This is a genomic window from Verrucomicrobiia bacterium (assembly GCA_019634635.1).
GTDB lineage: Bacteria > Verrucomicrobiota > Verrucomicrobiia > Limisphaerales > UBA9464 > UBA9464.
In genome coordinates this window covers 119,922-135,036 of record JAHCBB010000007.1, presented here as the reverse complement: position 1 = coordinate 135,036, position 15,115 = coordinate 119,922, and the positions used below count along the sequence as shown (strand labels likewise).

Genomic DNA, 15,115 nt, shown 5'->3' with positions numbered 1-15,115 from the left:
GGTCCTCTACGCCATGGAACATGGATCTGCGCGACACCGGTTTTCGCCTGGAAGAAGCTCACGATCTGGCGTGTCCAATCCACATCCCCGGCTTTGAGTGCGGCGCTGTCGGACTGGGAGCCCCCGAGATGCCAGCAGCACTCGTAGAAGGCTCGGCGCTCGGAATCGCGTTCCCGCTCGACGATTCGCCGATGTTCCTCTGCGGTTACCGCGCGGCGTTCACGAAACCGGATGGGCGGTCATTGGGGCTTCGGGACCAGCGGCCAGGCCAGCCAGGTCATGGCCACGCAGTAGTTGTGGAATTTCCGAAGCTGGATGTTGGTGCTGACTTTGCCGCGGCGGATCGCGGCCAGAAGATCTTCGGCCCGCGATTCCATGATGAACTTGGGAAGCAGGTCCCTGAGGGCCTGGTCGCGTCCCGCCCGCACCCAGCGTTCCCGGGTGCTGCCCTGTTTGGGTTGCACCAGGGCGTCGAGCGCCATGGCCCAGGTGCGGGTGGCCACTCCGGAATCGCTTACGGCCAGGTAGGCGCGGGCAATGTGCAGGTTCAGGGCCGGCTGTCGGAGGGCCTGTTCCGGGCGAGCACAATCTGCTCGGCGGCGTCCCGGTCCCGGGTGGCGAGGCTCGTGCGTTTGCCGGTCTCCGAATCAAACCAGTAGAATGCCCGAAGACGATTGCGACGCTGGACGAGGCGGCAGCAAATCTTCGTGTGCTGGTCGGTCAACGCCAGCGTAGAAGACCGTTTCCGAACCCAAGAGGAGCTACCGCAGGGGTACTTCGGATTCCACGGGGGTTCCCTGCCGGTACCAAATTTGGTGTCCACTTTGGCGTCCACTTTGGTGTCCGCAGGGACCCTTTGAACCACCAAATTCTTGCCGCACACGCGGCTGGAAATGGTGGCTGGGGCCGGAATCGAACCGGCGACACGCGGATTTTCAGTCCGCTGCTCTACCAACTGAGCTACCCAGCCAACGAACGAGCCCGAAATTGAGACCAGGTGACACCAAGCAGGCAAGGGCATTTTCCCCGGGAATTTCCAAGCTTCGCGGGCTCCAACATTCCGGGGCTCCAGGGCCGCCCTTCACCCTTCGGCTGTTCGCCCCGGAATCCCCCGCCCTGGAAGGCCTGCCGGGAGGAGTCAGCGCGGACGGACGATCATCTCCTCAACGATGACCCGGGCGGGGAGTTGAAGGCAGAAGATCGCGCAGTCGGCGATGTCTTCTGGCTGCATCATCCGCGCCCGGGCGGCGGCGTCGGGGACCACCGGACGCCGGTCGAGCAGGGGGGTGTCAATGTCGCCCGGGAAAATGGCGATCGCGCGAATGCCCCGGGCGCGTTCCTCGGCGTTGATGGCCTGCGTCAACCCCGCCATTCCAAATTTGCTCATCACGTAGGCCGGACCGGCCTTCGGCGAGGCCTGCTTGCCGGCGTCGGAAACGATGTTGACGATGGTCCCCGACCCCTGCGCCCGCATGCCCGGCAGAAAGGCCTGGGTGCAATGGTAGGCCCCGTGCAGGTTCGTGTTCATCATCGTGGTGTAGTCGGCAAGCGAGAGCACCTCGAGGGCTCGCCGGGGGGCATTGGTTCCAGCCGCGTTCACCAGCACCTCCACGGTGCCGAAGGCCGCCAGCACCTGGTCCGCCATCGCCTTGACCGCCCCCGGGTCTCCGATGTCGGCCGGGCAGACCTGGATCCGGTCCGGTGCGTTGCCGGCCAGCCGCGCCGTTTCCGCGAGGGCCTCCGCGCGGCGTCCGATCAGGGCCACGCGCCATCCCAGGGCGGCAAGCTTCACGGCGGTGGACCGGCCCACGCCGCTTCCGGCGCCGGTGATGACTGCGTTTCGGGTCATGAGTTCTCAGGGGGATGGTGCTCTCCCGTCATGAGCCGGCTTCGGGGAGATCCACCCACTGGCGGACCTCGGCGGACCGGACGGCGGCATCCATGACCTCCTGGACCCGCGCGCCGTCGTGAAACGTGAGGGCGCACGGACGTTGCTCGCGGATGGCGTTGATGAACTCCACCGCCTGATCATAGCGGAACGAGATCAGGGGGTCGCCCGCGCCGGGATCCCTCGGGGAGCCGGGCCAGACGTGAAACTCCGGGGGGACCTCCAGGGGCTTCATCCCGGGTCCGCCAGCCCGGCCCTGCTGCAATTCGTTCCACTTGCCGGTGGTGAACTCGAAGGTGGCCTCGCTGCCGTTGATCTCCACGGAGTCGAGACTGCGCCACGATTCGTTCCGACCGCTGGCCAGTTTCGAGCTTTCCAGCACGCCGCTGGCCCCGTTCCGGAACTCCGCCAGCAGCCCCACCCAGTCGTCGGTGTCGTTCGGGGCGCCGTCCCGGACGGGGGTGAGGTTCATCAGGCTGGCCACCAGACGCCGCATCGGCCCGACCAGATGCAGCGCGAAATCAATCCGGTGGCTGAGCATGTCCCCGATCTCGCCGGTGCCCGCCAGCTTGCGGACCTGACGCCAGCCGAGGTTGCGGGTGCCCCAGTCCTGCAGCCGGCAGGACCGGTAGTGGTAGGGCGTGCCCAGGTCCCCGCGGTCCACGAGGTGCCGCAGGTACCGCATGGCCGGGACAAACTGGTAGGTGAAGGCCGTCATGTGCCGGACCCCGGCCCGGTCGGCCTCGACGGCCATCCGGACGGCATCCGCGGCGTTCAGGGCCAGCGGCTTTTCACACAGGACGTGCTTGCCTGCATGGACGGCGGCGACGGCGATGGGAGCGTGAAGAAAATTGGGCGTGGCGATGATGACCGCGTGGATGTCGTCCCGGGACACCACCTCCTCCCACCGCGTTGAAGTCACCGTGGCGCCGGTCTGCCGGCGGGCGGACTCCAGCGTGGCGGGATTGGCATCGCACAGGGCATGGACCCGGACATCGCGGCACAGGGCAAGCCCGGGAAGGTGGTTCTGCAGCGTGATGCCGCCGGTGCCGACCAGGGCGATGTTGAGGAGGCTCATGGGGCTTTATTGCGAGCTGGAAGGCCGCAGGCTCCCGCACTTTGGCGCGCGAGACAAGGCGGCGGATTCCGGCGGCGGATGTCGGTATGTCGCGGTGCGGTGATCCCCTGGCGGGCTGTTTTGCTGGAATTCGGTGGTGACGGCGCGATGATGGGGCGTCGCCCCGGAACGTGGTCAAACGACGGTGGCCTTTGGGCAAATCCTGCAAAGCGGGCGGCCCGGGTTGCCGGCAGTGTGGGCCGGTCTGAGGGACTTCGAAATCCGGTTGCCAATGAAATCCATCAACAAGCCCGGGCGGAAACCCGCCACCACCGCAAAGTCCAAAGCCCGCCTCGTGGTCACCGACCGCGCGGGCCATCGGGTGGCCACCGCCCCGCTGTCGGAGCTGGCCCCGGTGCGCTTCCACATCCGCCAGATCCTGGTTCCCGTGGATTTTTCGGAGCACTCACGCAAGGCGCTCCGCTACGCGCGCCCCTTTGCGGAGCAGTTTGGCGCCAGCCTCTCCCTGCTGCACGTCATCGAGCCCATGGTGTTCCCCGGCGAGTTCGCCTACGCACCGGTGGAGCCCGAGGGCATGGACGAGCAGCGCATGACCAAGGCCCGCCAGCAGCTTCGAAAGATTGCCGAGGAGCTGGGAGCCACGGTGCCTGTGGAGTCCTCGGTGAGGCTTGGGCGGGCCTGGAAGGAGATCGTGGACACCGCCCGGACGAAGGAGGTGGATCTGCTGATCATTTCCACCCACGGCTACACGGGTCTCAAATACGCGCTGCTCGGGAGCGTCGCCGAGAAGATTGTCCGGCACGCACCGTGTCCCGTGCTCGTGGTGCGGTCCGAAGAGCACGACTTCGTCTGACCCTGCGTCCGGCCCCGCAGCCGCGGTTCCCGCTTTGTTCCGGCCGGCGGGTCGTGTAGTGCGGACGCGGTGTCCACTGAAATGGCGATCCGCGTCCTGTCCGGCGCTGCCCTCTTCACGCTGTTGTTTGCCGCCGGACTGCGGCTGACGCCCTCCGAGGTCTGGACGGCCCTGAGCGACTGGCGGCGGCTGCTGGTGCTGCTGGCGGTCAACTTCATCGCGGTGCCCGGCCTGACGGTTTTCGCGGCCCGGGCGCTGGAGGTGCCGCCCGCGATGGCGCTGGCGATGGTGCTGCTCGGGGCCGCCCCGTTCGCCCCGGTGGTGCCGGTGTTCACGCGGCTGGCCCGGGGGGACCTCGCGCTTGCCGCAGGGCTCACCGCGGTGTTTCCGGTGTTCTGCACCTTCCTCACCCCGCTGGCGAGCCGCACCGCGATGTCCCTGCTGCCCCCCGCCGGCGCGCTGAAGTTCGAAACCCTCTCCATTCTCGCCACACTGCTGGCGACCGCCACTGCCCCGCTCGCGCTGGGGGTCGCCTCGCGCAGTCTGTTCCCACAGACGTCGCAGCGGCTGATCCGTCCCGCCGAGGTGATCTCGGAGGCCGTCGGCGTGCTGTCGCTGGTCTTCGTGGTGTCCTCCCAGTTCCGGGCGGTGGTGTCCACGGATCCCCGATCACTCGTCGCGATCCTCCTCGTCAGCGAAGGGGCCTTCATTCTTGGCTACCTGCTGGGCGGACCGGACCGCCCGGCCCGCATGGTGACCGGACTGGGCACGGCGAACCGGAACATCGCGCTGGCGTTGCTGGTGGCCGCCGACAGTTTTCCGGGCACCCCCGTGGTGGCCGGCGTGGTGGTCAACGGCCTGGTTCTGCTGCTGCTGGGCCTTGTTCACGTGGCCGTGTGGCGATTGGCGGCGCGACTGGCGTAATCCCTGGGCGGCTTCAAAGTTGCCGGAGGGGGTTCGCCCATGAAGGTTGGGCACGTGACTGCAGTCGAGGAGATGGCGGCCGTGATCCCGGCCGGGACCGAGCGTCAGGCCATGGACTGGTCACTGGTGCTCGCCAGCCAGGGGATTGGCGTCACCGTGGACCGGGAGCCGCACGGGACCTGGCTGCTGCGCGTCCCGCCCGGCGAGCTTTCCCGGGCACGGGACGCGATCCGCCAGTTCCGGCGGGAGAACCGCGGCTTCGAGTGGCGTCACGAACTTCCCGGATCCGGGTTGTTGTTCGATGCCCGGGTGTTCTTCTGGGCGCTGGGAGTCGTGATGGTCTACTGGGTCCAGGACCGCCTGGATGCGGGGCTGTTTGATACGAGGGCCGTGCGGACCGGCGACTGGTGGCGTTCGATCACGGCGGTCTGGATGCATCGCGACGCCGCCCATCTGGCGTCGAATCTCTCCCTTGGGGTGGCGTTCCTGGGCCTGGCGACGGCGCGGTTCGGCGTGGGCGTCGCCCTCCTGGGTTCGTTGGCCGCCGGAGCCCTTGCCAACCTGACCGCGATGGCCCTGCGGTCGGCGCCGTACACCGGTCTGGGCGCGTCCGGAATGATCATGGGGGCGCTCGGCATGCTTGCGGCCCAGTCCCTGCCGTGGTGGCGGTCGGGGCGGCGCGGCGTGCGGATGATCCTCGCGGGCCTGGGCGCCGGGGTGCTGATGTTCATCATGACCGGCACCCGGGAGGAATCCGATGTCCTGGCCCACGCCGGGGGCTTCGTCTTCGGGATGCTTTTCGGCGGCCTGGCCTCGCTGCTGCCCTCACCGCAGCCACGGGCGATTTCCGCGGGCACCCTGGCTGCGTTTGCCGGCGTGGTGGGGATTGCGTGGTTCCTCGCGCTTCGATGACCGCGGGTCCCTGAAGGCGGGGGATCAAATCTGCTCGAAGTACCGTCGCTTCTCCCAGTCGGTGACGGCACTGGAAAACGCCTCGTGCTCGAGGCGTGCGTGATGGGTGTAGAAGTCCACCACGGCATCGCCGAGCGCCGTGCGGGCGAGGCGCGAGGCGGCAAACAGGTTGGTGGCCTCCGCGAGGCTGGCGGGCAACCGCGGGAGTTTTTGGTCCAGATAGGCGTTGCCGCGGTATTCCTCCCCGCAATCGAGGCCCTCCTCCACACCGGCCAGTCCGGCGGCGATCATCGCGGCGAATGCGAGGTAGGGATTGGCGTCGGCGCCGGGCATGCGGTTCTCCGGCCGGAACGAGGCACCGTGGCCCACGACCCGGAATCCGGTGGTGCGATTGTCCGTCGCCCATGCCATCCGGGTGGGTGCCCAACTGCCGGCCTGGTAGCGCTTGTAGCTGTTGATGGTGGGCGCGTAGAGGAGGCAGAGCTCCGGGGAGTATTTCAGCAGACCGCCCAGGAACTGGCGGAACAACGGCGTCGGGCCGCCGGCCGTGCGTCCGCGGCGGCCCGGTTCGGCATGGAAGGCGTTCCGGCCCCCCTTCCACAGGCTGAGGTGGATGTGGCACGAGTTGCCCGCCTCGGTGGGGGCATACTTGGCCATGAACGACACGGCTTTCCCATGCTGCTCGGCGATCTCCTTGACGCCCTGCTTGAACAACACATGCCCGTCGGCCATGGGCAACGGTGCCGCATGCGTGAAGTTGATCTCGTGCTGGCCGCGACTCCACTCCCCCTTGCTGCTCTCCACCGGGACGCCGGCTTCGGTCATTCCGTTTCGGATCGCCCGCATCATCGGCTCGTCCCGCGCCGGTTGCATGAGGTGGTAGTCAATCCGGTAGTCGCTGGACGGCGTCAGATCCCGATAGCCGCCTGCGGATGCCGCGGCATAGGTCTGGTTGAACAGGTAGAACTCCAGTTCGCTGGCGCATTCGCAGGTGAATCCCAGTTGCTCCAGCCGGCCTACCTGGGCGCGCAACACCGATCGGGGGGCCTCGGGGACCCTCGTGCCGTCCGGACGATGCAGGTCGCAGATCACCAGGGCGGACGCCGTCTGCCACGGCAGAATGCGGAGCGTCGAAGGATCCGGCCGGAGTTCGAAGTCACCAAAGCCGGACTCCCAGTTCGCCACGGCGAACCCGTCGAGGGGGTCCATCTCCAGGTTGACCGTCAGCAGGTAATTGCAGCCGTGGGTGCCGTGGCCGGCGACGGAATTCAGAAAGTGATCCGCGCGAAACCGCTTGCCGACCAGCCGGCCGAACGGGTCCGGAACGGCCACCAGCACGGTGTCCACAGCCCCCGCCTTCACCTGGGCCGCCAACTCGGCAAACGTCATGCCGCGCAGGCTATCGGGCGTCGTCCCGCTCGAAAAGCGGCAACCGATGGCCGCGCCGCGGTTGGACTGAAAAACCCGTATAGTGGCAGGCTCAACGGCCCAAGGAGCTCCAAAACGAATCGCGTCCAAACCCGGCGAGCAGGCCGCCGCTCAATGCGCCCAAGGCAATGCAGACCGCGCCGGCCCGCCGGGATTCGTACATTCCGAGAGCCGGACGACCCCAGACGGTCATCCCGATTCCAGCTCCGAGAATCGCCCCGAACAGGAAGTGTACCGCGAACGCAACCCAGTCGAATCCATCACGTTTTGGCACGGACAGTCCTTGTTGATCAGTAACCGCCGGGGGGGGCGTCTCAGTTGGACACGAATTCCCTTGGGTCCGTGATTCGGCCGGCGAGGGCGCTTGCGGCGACAGTGGCCGGTGAGGCGAGGAAGACCTGGCTCTCCTTGTGGCCCATCCGACCGGGGAAGTTCCGGTTGGTGGCGCTGATGCACTTGAGGCCGGCCTGGTTCATGCGGCCAAAGGTGTCCACCGGCCCGCCCAGGCAGGCGGCACATCCCGCGTTCTCCGTCATGCGTACCCCGGCATCCTCCAGGATCTGCCAGACCGTCCGATCTCCCCACCGCGTGGACTGGAGGTCGTGAACAATCTCCGGTGTCGCCGGGACGCCGAACGTGTCAATCACGACGCGTCGTCCGCGCAGCACCCGCGCAAACTCCACGAAGTCGCTGGTCTTGCCACCAGTGCAGGATCCCACGTAGGCCCGGTCCAGCTTGATGTGCCCGAGTTCCTTCGCCTTGCGGCGCTGTCCGGGGTCGGGATGGCAGGCGACGGTCGGCTCCAGGGTCTCCAGGTTGACGACCGTCTCGTACACAAACCTCTGGTCGGCATCCGGCAGCACTGGCTCGTAGGTGGTCCGGGTATCGTTCAAGCGGGTGCGGGCATCCACGTACTCCTGGGTGCGGGCGTCGAACTCGAAGATGCCGTTCTTGCCGCCGGCCTCGATCGCCATGTTGGCAATGGTCATGCGGTCGTCCATGGACAGCGACGCCACCCCGGGACCGTCGAACTGCATCGCCCGATACGTGGCCCCGTCGAACCCGATTTCGCCGATGCAGTGCAGGATGATGTCCTTGGCCATCACGCCGGGCTGGAGCCGGCCCTCGATGCGGAAGTGCATGGTTTCCGGGACCTTGACCAGGAGGCGTCCGGTACCGAGGACGAAGCCGGCATCGGTATTGCCGATGCCGGTGGCGAACTGGTTGAAGGCGCCGGCCATGCAGGTGTGCGAATCGGTGCCAAACAGCACCTCGCCCGGCCGGGTGTGCCCCTTCTGCGGCAGTGCCGTGTGGCAGACGCCGGCGTAGGTGGAGCCGTACTGCCGCTTCAGCAGTCCTTTCGACGGGTCGAACTTCCACTGGCCGTCGGGGTCATCAATGACGTCGTAGAAATACGGCAACTGCTGTTCCCGGGCGAAGTCGCGGAGGAGGTCCACATTGCGGTTCGACTTGGAATCGGCGGTGAAAATGTAGTGGTCGGGGATGATGACCACCCGTTCGCGGTCCCAGACCTTGGCATCCGCCCCGAACTCCCGATGGAAGACACCGATCGTTCCCGGGCCGCACACGTCGTGGGTCATGAGCACATCGGCCGAGACCCAGATGTTCTCGCCCGCCGCGACCCGGGCCTTGCCTGCGGCACGGGCCAGGAGCTTCTCAGTCAGTGTCATGAGATTTCAGGCTAACCCGGATCCGGCAGGTGGCGCAAGCCGGCGGGACGGGTCCGACCGGGCGCTCAGCGCATATGCACGAAGCACTCAACGGAGCATTGGGGAAGGGGAGGTGACGAAGGCGATGGCTTTGGCGGGATTGTCCTCGCCCATGACGGACCGGCAGTCGGTGAGCGACTTTTGGAGGGGCTTGGGCTTGCCGGAGGCGCCAACGGTCGTCGTTGAGCGTCCCGTCGAGCCGTTGGTGGCTTCCGATTTCGATCCCCCAACCCTGACGGTTGGCCGCGAGCCATAGCGCGCTGGAACTTCCGGACCCGGGCGGCGTCGGGATTGCAGTGGGGGCGGGGGCGGCGTTAGCCTTGCTGCGTTCCGGGGTTGCGCCCCGGGGTGTTTCGTCATCCATCTCACCTGTCCCATGATTCGTCATTTCCGCCCCCGCCCCGGTTGGGTTCCGGCCGCCTGCCTGCTGGCCGCCCTGTGTGTTCCGATGGTAGCCATGGCGCATCCCGGGCATGGCGCCACGCCCGGAATGGCGGACGGGTTTCTCCATCCGTTCACGGGACTGGACCACGCACTGGCCCTGCTGGGCGCCGGCTTGTGGGCGGCCCAGGCTGGCGGGCGCGCGCGGTGGGCAATCCCCGGTGTCTTTCTCCTGATGCTGATTGCGGGTGCCACCGGTGTCCGCTCGGTGGGTGGCTTCCCCGGCCCGGAACCGCTCGTTCTGGCCTCAGTGTTTGTGCTCGGGGGCGCCGTTTTGGTCGCCCGACGGGCGCCGCTGGGAGTGGCCCTGATGCTCACGGCCATCTTTGCCGCGGCCCACGGCGCCGCACATGGGACCTCGGTTGCCGGCGGCGAGGTGGCGGTCGGCCATGCCGTGGGGTTGCTGCTGGCCAGCGCCTGCCTGCTCGGTGTCGGGGTCGCCAGCGGTTCCTGGGCCATCCGGATTCAACGGGAGCCGTGGCTGCGGTGGGCGGGTGCCGGAATCGTTGCGGGCGGCTTGTTCTGCCTCGCCTGATCCGGCCGTGCCGGAATGGGGCGTGGGGCGTGGGGCGTGGTCGGGCTTCCGCCGAAGGTCATCGTCTGCGGGGACGTCGCGGGTCCCAGGGAAAGGCGTTGACCAGATGACGGATCGCCGCGATGGACCCGCCGGCGACGAGGACTTCCACCACATCAAAGCGCGATTTGACGCGCCGGTTCTCAAGCCGTCGGAGGTAGTCTTCCGCGGTCAGGGACAACCGGTGCCGTTTTGCCGCGTTCACAGCGGCTGCCGGTCGCACCCATTCCTCGGAAGATCGTGTTTTCACCTCAACAAACACCAGGCAGTCGGCGTCCCGCAGGATGAGGTCAATCTCTCCGTGGCGGGACCGGAAGTTGGCGAGGAGGAACTTCATTCCGCCTCGCACCAATTCCCTGCGCGCCGCATCCTCACCGAGGCGCCCAAGGTCCAGGTGCGCAGGCGGGGTCGGCGGTTGGGTTCGCCGGGAGCGCCAGAGGTCCTGAAGTCGCCCAAACCAGCTCATCGGGGGGGGCGGCCGCCCGTTCAGGCGGGAAACAACTCCGGATCCGGCGCCCGGAGGGGTGCGAAGCTGCGGCGGTGGATCGGGCATGGTCCGAGCCGTGACAACGCCTCCAGATGCTGCCGGGTCGGGTAGCCCTTGTGGACGGCAAATCCGTAACCGGGCCACTGGAGGTCGGCCCCGGTCATCCAGCGGTCCCGGGTCACCTTGGCGAGGATGCTGGCCGCCGCGATGGCGTAACTGCGCCGATCCCCCTTCACCAGCGGCGTCTGGCACACGCTCAGGCCGGGAACGCGCCTGCCGTCCACGAGGGCGTGATCCGCAGCCGGGCGCAGCTTCCGGAGGGCCTCGTTCATCGCGCGATGCGTTGCCTGGAGGATGTTGATGGCGTCAATCACCCCGGATTCCACCAAGGCGATGCCGTGCTCCACGGCGTCGTTGCCGACCAAGGCTTCAAAAAGCGCCTCACGACGCGCCGGGGCCACCTGCTTCGAATCATTGAGGTCCCGCAGCCGATCGGGCATGTCTCCGCGGATCCAGGACTCCGGGAGGATCACCGCCGCGGCGACCACCGGACCCGCCAGCGGGCCCCGACCGGCTTCATCCACACCGGCGATTCGCCGGATGCCGCGCGTGCACAACTCCCGCTCGTGCAGGAAACGGTCCTCGGACTGCGGAACCATGGAGGCAGCGTGCAGGAGGGCTCTTGTTGCGGGCAATCGCTGAACCTGGGGAGGCACCAGTCCGCGGTCCGGAACCGGCGCGGAGGTCTATTCCAGCCGGGTCACCGGATGGCCGGCGAGGAAGGCCGCGGCATCCATGCGACGTCCGCCCTCCGGTTGCACTTCCGTCAGTCGCAATACGCCGTCACCGCACGCCACACGCAGGGAACGATCCGCGGCGCCGAGGATCTGGCCTGGCAGCGCGCGAGGCGCCTCCTCCCCGGTGGGCAGTTCGGGGACCGCCGAATGAATCTTGAGAAGGCGCGGGCCGGAGGCGGCAGGAATGAAGGCGTGGGCGCCGGGCCATGGGGTGAAGGCGCGCAACCGCCGCCACAGGACCACGGCCGGCTGGTTCCAGTCCAGACGTCCATCCGCGCGCTGGATGCGTCGCGCGTAGGTGATCCCCTCCGACGGTTGAGGCTGCGGGGGGCGCCTCCCGGCCACGTATTCTGGAATCGTTTCCAGCAGGAGGGCGGCTCCCAGCGCGGCCAGCCGGTCGTGCAGGGTGGCGCTGGTGTCGTCGTCGCGGATCGGAGTGCGTGCCGTGGCCACCATCGGGCCGGTGTCGAGTCCGGCGTCCATGCGCATCAGGGTGACGCCGGTCTCGGAATCGCCGGCGGCGATCGCCCACTGGATGGGTGCCGCGCCCCGCCATCGGGGAAGCAGCGAGGTGTGGACGTTGAGGCATCCGAAGATCGGGATCTCAAGGACGGCCTGCGGGAGGATCTGTCCGTAGGCCGCCACGACCCCCAGGTCGGGGTGCAGGGCCCCGAGTTGATCGCAGAGCCGCGGATTGCGGGCCGATTCGGGCTGCAGGACGGGGAGTCCCAGCCGTCCGGCCTCCTGCTTCACCGGCGGCGGCGCCACCTGGAGTCCGCGCCCAATCGGCCGGTCCGGCTGGGTCACCACGGCGGCGACCTGAATGGACGGCTCGGCGGCGATTGCAATCAGGAGGGTTCGTGCAAGCTCCGGGGTGCCGAAGAAGACCAGTCGGAGCGGAGCGGTGGGCCGGGAATCGGACACGCGCTCAGGCCAATCCACCCGCCGGAGCCAGGTCCTCCCGCCGGAGGAAGGTCGTATTGCCGTCGCTGACCGCGGGTTTCGGGATCCGCGCAAGGATCTTGAGGATGTCGAGGAGCACGTAGAGCGGCTCCTGCGTGGAGTCAATCTGGTGGATCAACGTGTCGGGGTAGCAGTTGAGCACCGCCCGTGTTTCGCGCCGGTAGGTTTCGAGTCGGGCCCGGATCACCTCGACATTGGCGTCGTCGAGGCGGTTTTCCTTGAGGGCGCGCCGTTGCAACCGGGCGATCAGGCGGTCCACGACCGGACAGAAGAGGTTGAAGATCGCCTTCACATCAATCAGGTCCTCCAGGATGCGGACCTGGTTCGGGTTTCTGGGAATCCCATCGAGCAGCAGGGTGTCCGCCTCCGGGTTGAACCGGTTGGTGGCGATCATGCCGTCTATGGACTGCCGCCACAGTTCGATCGTGGGCTCGTCGGGAACGAGCTGCCCGCGCGAGGCGAACTCGACGAACACGCGTCCCAAGGCGGAGTCCACACGGAGGTTTCGGAAGGCCTCGCCGCAGGAGAAGTGGGCGAAATTGGGGATCTGCCCGAGGATTTTGCCCTGGGTGCCCTTGCCGGCCCCCGGGGCGCCGAAGAGGAGGATGGCGCGGTATTTCATGCGGCGCGTGACGGCGGCCCGGGGTCAGGCGGCATCCTTGTGGCGCAGGGTGACCTGGGTGATGTCGGCGAAGCTGACACCCAATTCCTGGTTGGTGGTCGTCTTGAAGTGGATTTCCGCGGCCGAGATCCGGCTGATGCGCGAGGCGACGACACTGCTCTTGCCGGCCGCCACATCCAGCACCAGGTCGCGGTCGGCATCGCTGGTGATGACGCGGAAGAAACTGGGGAACTGCGTCTCGAAGAAGCGCCGGTTGAACGTCGTCTCACCCCGTTTGAAGACCTTTGGCGTGCCATCGCTGCCGCCGCCTCCGGCGCTTGCGGACGCCTTGGAGAGCCCGAGTGCCGCCGCCGCGCCGCCCCGGGGTGCCTCCGCGGCCTGGGCGGCCGTGGCAACGGACACGTTGGAGCCGGCCACGGCCGCCTCCGTCGCGCTTTCCTTTTCGGCCACCGTCACCCGCGGGAGGACCAGAAAAATGACCCAGCCCACGACCGGAAGGACGGCGGACAGCCCGCAGACGAGGGCGGGCGGACGCCACTTGAACCGGGCCACTTCGAACGCGGCGTAAAGATTGGCGAAGAAAAGGGCGATCACCAGCAGCAGTCCATTGGGCGTCATCAGGGCGCTCAGCAGCCCTTTTTTGACGTCTTCCGGCAGCGGCATGCGCCCGGCCACCGGGCGGACATTCACCGCCTTCACCTTCGCGGGCACCACCACGTCGGTGGGCTCGACGAGGGGCTCGGCGAATGGACGCGCCCGCGGGTTGTCGAGGAGCTCGCGAAGCGTTTCATCACTCAGTTTGGCCCAGTCAATCCGCGGGGAGAACTCGCCGGTCTCCAGCCGCACCACGATGCCGTCGTTGTCCGCTGCGGATAGAGTGCCGCGATACACATCGCCGGTAATCAGCTTGAAGTCGGCGGCCCCGGCGGTCACGAGGACCAGCGGCAGCCACAGGACGGCTAGCAATTGGCGGCACCAGCGCATGGACGCCAACACTGGCAAAACGGGTTTACGGCGGGAAACGAAAAATCGAACGCGAAAAATCAAGGCCCCCGGTCTGACGACGTGGACGGCGATGCGGTTTCCCGGACGGGCGGATCAGGGGCGGACGATCGCGAACTCCACGGAGCGAAGCCTCAACGTGTGCGCGCCTGCGCATCGCGTCCACTGCGGGGCTGTCCTCCGGCCCGGCCCGTGCCATGGTTGCCCCGTTCCAGGTCCTCAAAGTGCGTCACCATGAATCTGAAGCCCGCGTTCCTGTTTGCGCTGTTGGCGCTGTCTCCAATGACCGAGTGGCCCTTTGCCGCCGAGGCCCCGGTGCGGCGTGCCCCAGCCGGGCCGCTGGTGTCCCCGGAACTGCATGCCGATCGCAGTGTCACCTTCCGCCTGCGGGCACCCCGGGCGTCGGAGGTCACCGTCAGCGGCCAGTTCGGTCCCGATGCGCACCTGTCGAAGGACGCCGAAGGTGTCTGGTCCGTCACGGTGGCGTCGGTGCCGCCCGGAGTGCACGAGTATCGGTTTGTGGTGGACGGGTTGAGCGTCATTGACCCGCAGAACAGCGCCGTCAAGCCGCAGCGATGGCCGGGGGTGAGCATCCTTCACGTGCCCTCCACGCCTCCGGCGCCCTGGGACCTCCAGGACGTGCCCCACGGGACCATTCACGAGCACACCTACCGGTCGCAGGTGCTGGGGACCTGGCGTCGCCTCTTCGTGTATACGCCCCCCGGGGCCGCTCCGGGACCGCTGCCGGTCCTCTACCTGGCACACGGATACAGCGATCATGAGGCCACCTGGACCGCCCACGGAAAGGCTCATTGGATCCTGGATTCCCTCATCACCTCCGGGAAGGCGGTGCCGATGATTGTGGTCATGCCCGATGCCCACGCCCTGCCGCCGGGTGGGGCCGGCTTCGAGAACTACGGCCCCACCAATTCGGCGGCGTTCTGTCGGGAGTTGGTCGGGGACATCCTCCCGTACATCGAGTCTCGATACCCTGTGGATGCCCGACCCGGGGCGCGTGCATTCGCCGGATTGTCCATGGGCGGCCACCATGCACTGACCGTGGCGATGAACCACCACGACCGGTTTGCCTGGATCGGTGCCTTCAGCGCTGCGCCGCCTCCCGCCGTCACGGTGGCCGGCGGATTGGAAAACGCGGACGCCGTGAATCGCGACCTGAAACTCCTCTGGATCGCGTGCGGCACCCGGGATTTCCTGCTGGGCCGGAATGGCGAATGGCATGCCCTCCTGCAGTCCAGGGGCGTCCGGCACGAGTACCTGGAGACGGATGGGGACCACTCATGGCCGGTGTGGCGCGGATACCTTGTGGATTTTGCCCCGAAATTATTCCGATGACGTGAGCGACCTGGCGGCTCAACCGGGCATCCACTCTGCCGTGGCGCGCCCGGGGTTCCCGGG

At 67.6% G+C, this 15,115-nt stretch carries 16 protein-coding genes and 1 tRNA gene; 5 read left to right on the top strand and 12 right to left on the bottom strand.

Features of this window, described 5'->3' with window-relative positions; all coding sequences use genetic code 11:
* Positions 1-239 precede the first annotated feature (239 nt).
* The 4 genes from KF791_06920 to KF791_06905 form a co-directional block, all read right to left on the bottom strand.
* Positions 240-503 carry a hypothetical protein gene (locus KF791_06920; GenBank protein MBX3732311.1) on the bottom strand — a complete coding sequence of 88 codons (264 nt, stop codon included), beginning with the start codon at positions 501-503 and terminating at the stop codon, positions 240-242.
* A gap of 391 nt (positions 504-894) precedes the next feature.
* A tRNA-Phe gene (locus KF791_06915) sits at positions 895-970 on the bottom strand.
* A gap of 168 nt (positions 971-1,138) precedes the next feature.
* Positions 1,139-1,849, bottom strand: coding sequence for an SDR family oxidoreductase (locus tag KF791_06910; protein MBX3732310.1), 711 nt, complete (start codon positions 1,847-1,849; stop codon positions 1,139-1,141).
* Between the two features lie 28 nt (positions 1,850-1,877).
* A complete protein-coding gene (locus KF791_06905; protein ID MBX3732309.1) occupies positions 1,878-2,966 on the bottom strand; it encodes a Gfo/Idh/MocA family oxidoreductase in 1,089 nt (362 codons plus the stop codon).
* Between the two features lie 271 nt (positions 2,967-3,237).
* On the opposite strand from KF791_06905, the gene KF791_06900 reads away from it, so the two are divergent.
* From KF791_06900 to KF791_06890, 3 genes are all read left to right on the top strand, one after another.
* Positions 3,238-3,819 (top strand): universal stress protein, encoded by a 582-nt coding sequence (locus tag KF791_06900; GenBank protein ID MBX3732308.1) that lies wholly within the window; start codon positions 3,238-3,240, stop codon positions 3,817-3,819.
* Between the two features lie 81 nt (positions 3,820-3,900).
* On the top strand, positions 3,901-4,743 hold the full coding sequence (locus tag KF791_06895) for a bile acid:sodium symporter (GenBank protein MBX3732307.1): 843 nt from the start codon (positions 3,901-3,903) through the stop codon (positions 4,741-4,743).
* 54 nt (positions 4,744-4,797) lie between these two features.
* Complete coding sequence (locus tag KF791_06890) at positions 4,798-5,655, top strand: rhomboid family intramembrane serine protease (protein MBX3732306.1); 858 nt, start codon at positions 4,798-4,800, stop codon at positions 5,653-5,655.
* 24 nt (positions 5,656-5,679) lie between these two features.
* On the opposite strand, the gene KF791_06885 is transcribed toward KF791_06890, so the two are convergent.
* The 3 genes from KF791_06885 to KF791_06875 all read right to left on the bottom strand — a co-directional run bounded on the left by KF791_06885 (position 5,680) and on the right by KF791_06875 (position 8,774).
* Positions 5,680-7,044: a glutamine synthetase gene (locus tag KF791_06885; protein MBX3732305.1), complete on the bottom strand. Its 1,365-nt coding sequence runs from the start codon at positions 7,042-7,044 to the stop codon at positions 5,680-5,682.
* Positions 7,045-7,135: 91 nt separating this feature from the next.
* Positions 7,136-7,357 carry a hypothetical protein gene (locus KF791_06880; GenBank protein ID MBX3732304.1) on the bottom strand — a complete coding sequence of 74 codons (222 nt, stop codon included), beginning with the start codon at positions 7,355-7,357 and terminating at the stop codon, positions 7,136-7,138.
* A 40-nt stretch (positions 7,358-7,397) separates the two neighbouring features.
* Positions 7,398-8,774, bottom strand: coding sequence for a 3-isopropylmalate dehydratase (locus KF791_06875; GenBank protein MBX3732303.1), 1,377 nt, complete (start codon positions 8,772-8,774; stop codon positions 7,398-7,400).
* A 415-nt stretch (positions 8,775-9,189) separates the two neighbouring features.
* On the opposite strand from KF791_06875, the gene KF791_06870 reads away from it, so the two are divergent.
* Positions 9,190-9,789, top strand: coding sequence for a HupE/UreJ family protein (locus KF791_06870; GenBank protein ID MBX3732302.1), 600 nt, complete (start codon positions 9,190-9,192; stop codon positions 9,787-9,789).
* Positions 9,790-9,847: 58 nt separating this feature from the next.
* Here KF791_06870 and KF791_06865 read toward each other — a convergent pair whose 3' ends face one another.
* From KF791_06865 to KF791_06845, 5 genes are all read right to left on the bottom strand, one after another.
* Positions 9,848-10,294, bottom strand: coding sequence for a YraN family protein (locus tag KF791_06865; protein ID MBX3732301.1), 447 nt, complete (start codon positions 10,292-10,294; stop codon positions 9,848-9,850).
* Positions 10,295-10,314: 20 nt separating this feature from the next.
* A complete protein-coding gene (locus KF791_06860) occupies positions 10,315-10,974 on the bottom strand; it encodes a ribonuclease HII (GenBank protein ID MBX3732300.1) in 660 nt (219 codons plus the stop codon).
* Positions 10,975-11,061: 87 nt separating this feature from the next.
* On the bottom strand, positions 11,062-12,036 hold the full coding sequence (gene fmt, locus KF791_06855; GenBank protein MBX3732299.1) for a methionyl-tRNA formyltransferase: 975 nt from the start codon (positions 12,034-12,036) through the stop codon (positions 11,062-11,064).
* Positions 12,037-12,040: 4 nt separating this feature from the next.
* Positions 12,041-12,697, bottom strand: a complete 657-nt coding sequence (locus KF791_06850) for a nucleoside monophosphate kinase (GenBank protein MBX3732298.1) — start codon at positions 12,695-12,697, stop codon at positions 12,041-12,043.
* 24 nt (positions 12,698-12,721) lie between these two features.
* The gene (locus KF791_06845; protein MBX3732297.1) at positions 12,722-13,693 is read right to left on the bottom strand and encodes a hypothetical protein; all 972 of its coding nucleotides are present in this window, start codon (positions 13,691-13,693) and stop codon (positions 12,722-12,724) included.
* 240 nt (positions 13,694-13,933) lie between these two features.
* Here KF791_06845 and KF791_06840 point away from each other — a divergent pair, with 240 nt between their 5' ends.
* The gene (locus tag KF791_06840) at positions 13,934-15,052 is read left to right on the top strand and encodes an esterase (GenBank protein MBX3732296.1); all 1,119 of its coding nucleotides are present in this window, start codon (positions 13,934-13,936) and stop codon (positions 15,050-15,052) included.
* Positions 15,053-15,115 lie beyond the last annotated feature (63 nt).

Excerpts from the sequence above, each read along its gene's own strand:
- KF791_06905 (MBX3732309.1), bottom strand. The coding sequence starts at position 2,966 with ATGAGCCTCCTCAACATCGCCCTGGTCGGCACCGGCGGCATCACGCTG.
- KF791_06865 (MBX3732301.1), bottom strand. The coding sequence starts at position 10,294 with ATGAGCTGGTTTGGGCGACTTCAGGACCTCTGGCGCTCCCGGCGAACC.
- KF791_06910 (MBX3732310.1), bottom strand. The coding sequence starts at position 1,849 with ATGACCCGAAACGCAGTCATCACCGGCGCCGGAAGCGGCGTGGGCCGG.
- KF791_06875 (MBX3732303.1), bottom strand. The coding sequence starts at position 8,774 with ATGACACTGACTGAGAAGCTCCTGGCCCGTGCCGCAGGCAAGGCCCGG.
- KF791_06900 (MBX3732308.1), top strand. The coding sequence starts at position 3,238 with ATGAAATCCATCAACAAGCCCGGGCGGAAACCCGCCACCACCGCAAAG.
- KF791_06885 (MBX3732305.1), bottom strand. The coding sequence starts at position 7,044 with ATGACGTTTGCCGAGTTGGCGGCCCAGGTGAAGGCGGGGGCTGTGGAC.
- KF791_06850 (MBX3732298.1), bottom strand. The coding sequence starts at position 12,697 with ATGAAATACCGCGCCATCCTCCTCTTCGGCGCCCCGGGGGCCGGCAAG.
- KF791_06870 (MBX3732302.1), top strand. The coding sequence starts at position 9,190 with ATGATTCGTCATTTCCGCCCCCGCCCCGGTTGGGTTCCGGCCGCCTGC.
- KF791_06895 (MBX3732307.1), top strand. The coding sequence starts at position 3,901 with ATGGCGATCCGCGTCCTGTCCGGCGCTGCCCTCTTCACGCTGTTGTTT.
- KF791_06860 (MBX3732300.1), bottom strand. The coding sequence starts at position 10,974 with ATGGTTCCGCAGTCCGAGGACCGTTTCCTGCACGAGCGGGAGTTGTGC.
- KF791_06840 (MBX3732296.1), top strand. The coding sequence starts at position 13,934 with ATGAATCTGAAGCCCGCGTTCCTGTTTGCGCTGTTGGCGCTGTCTCCA.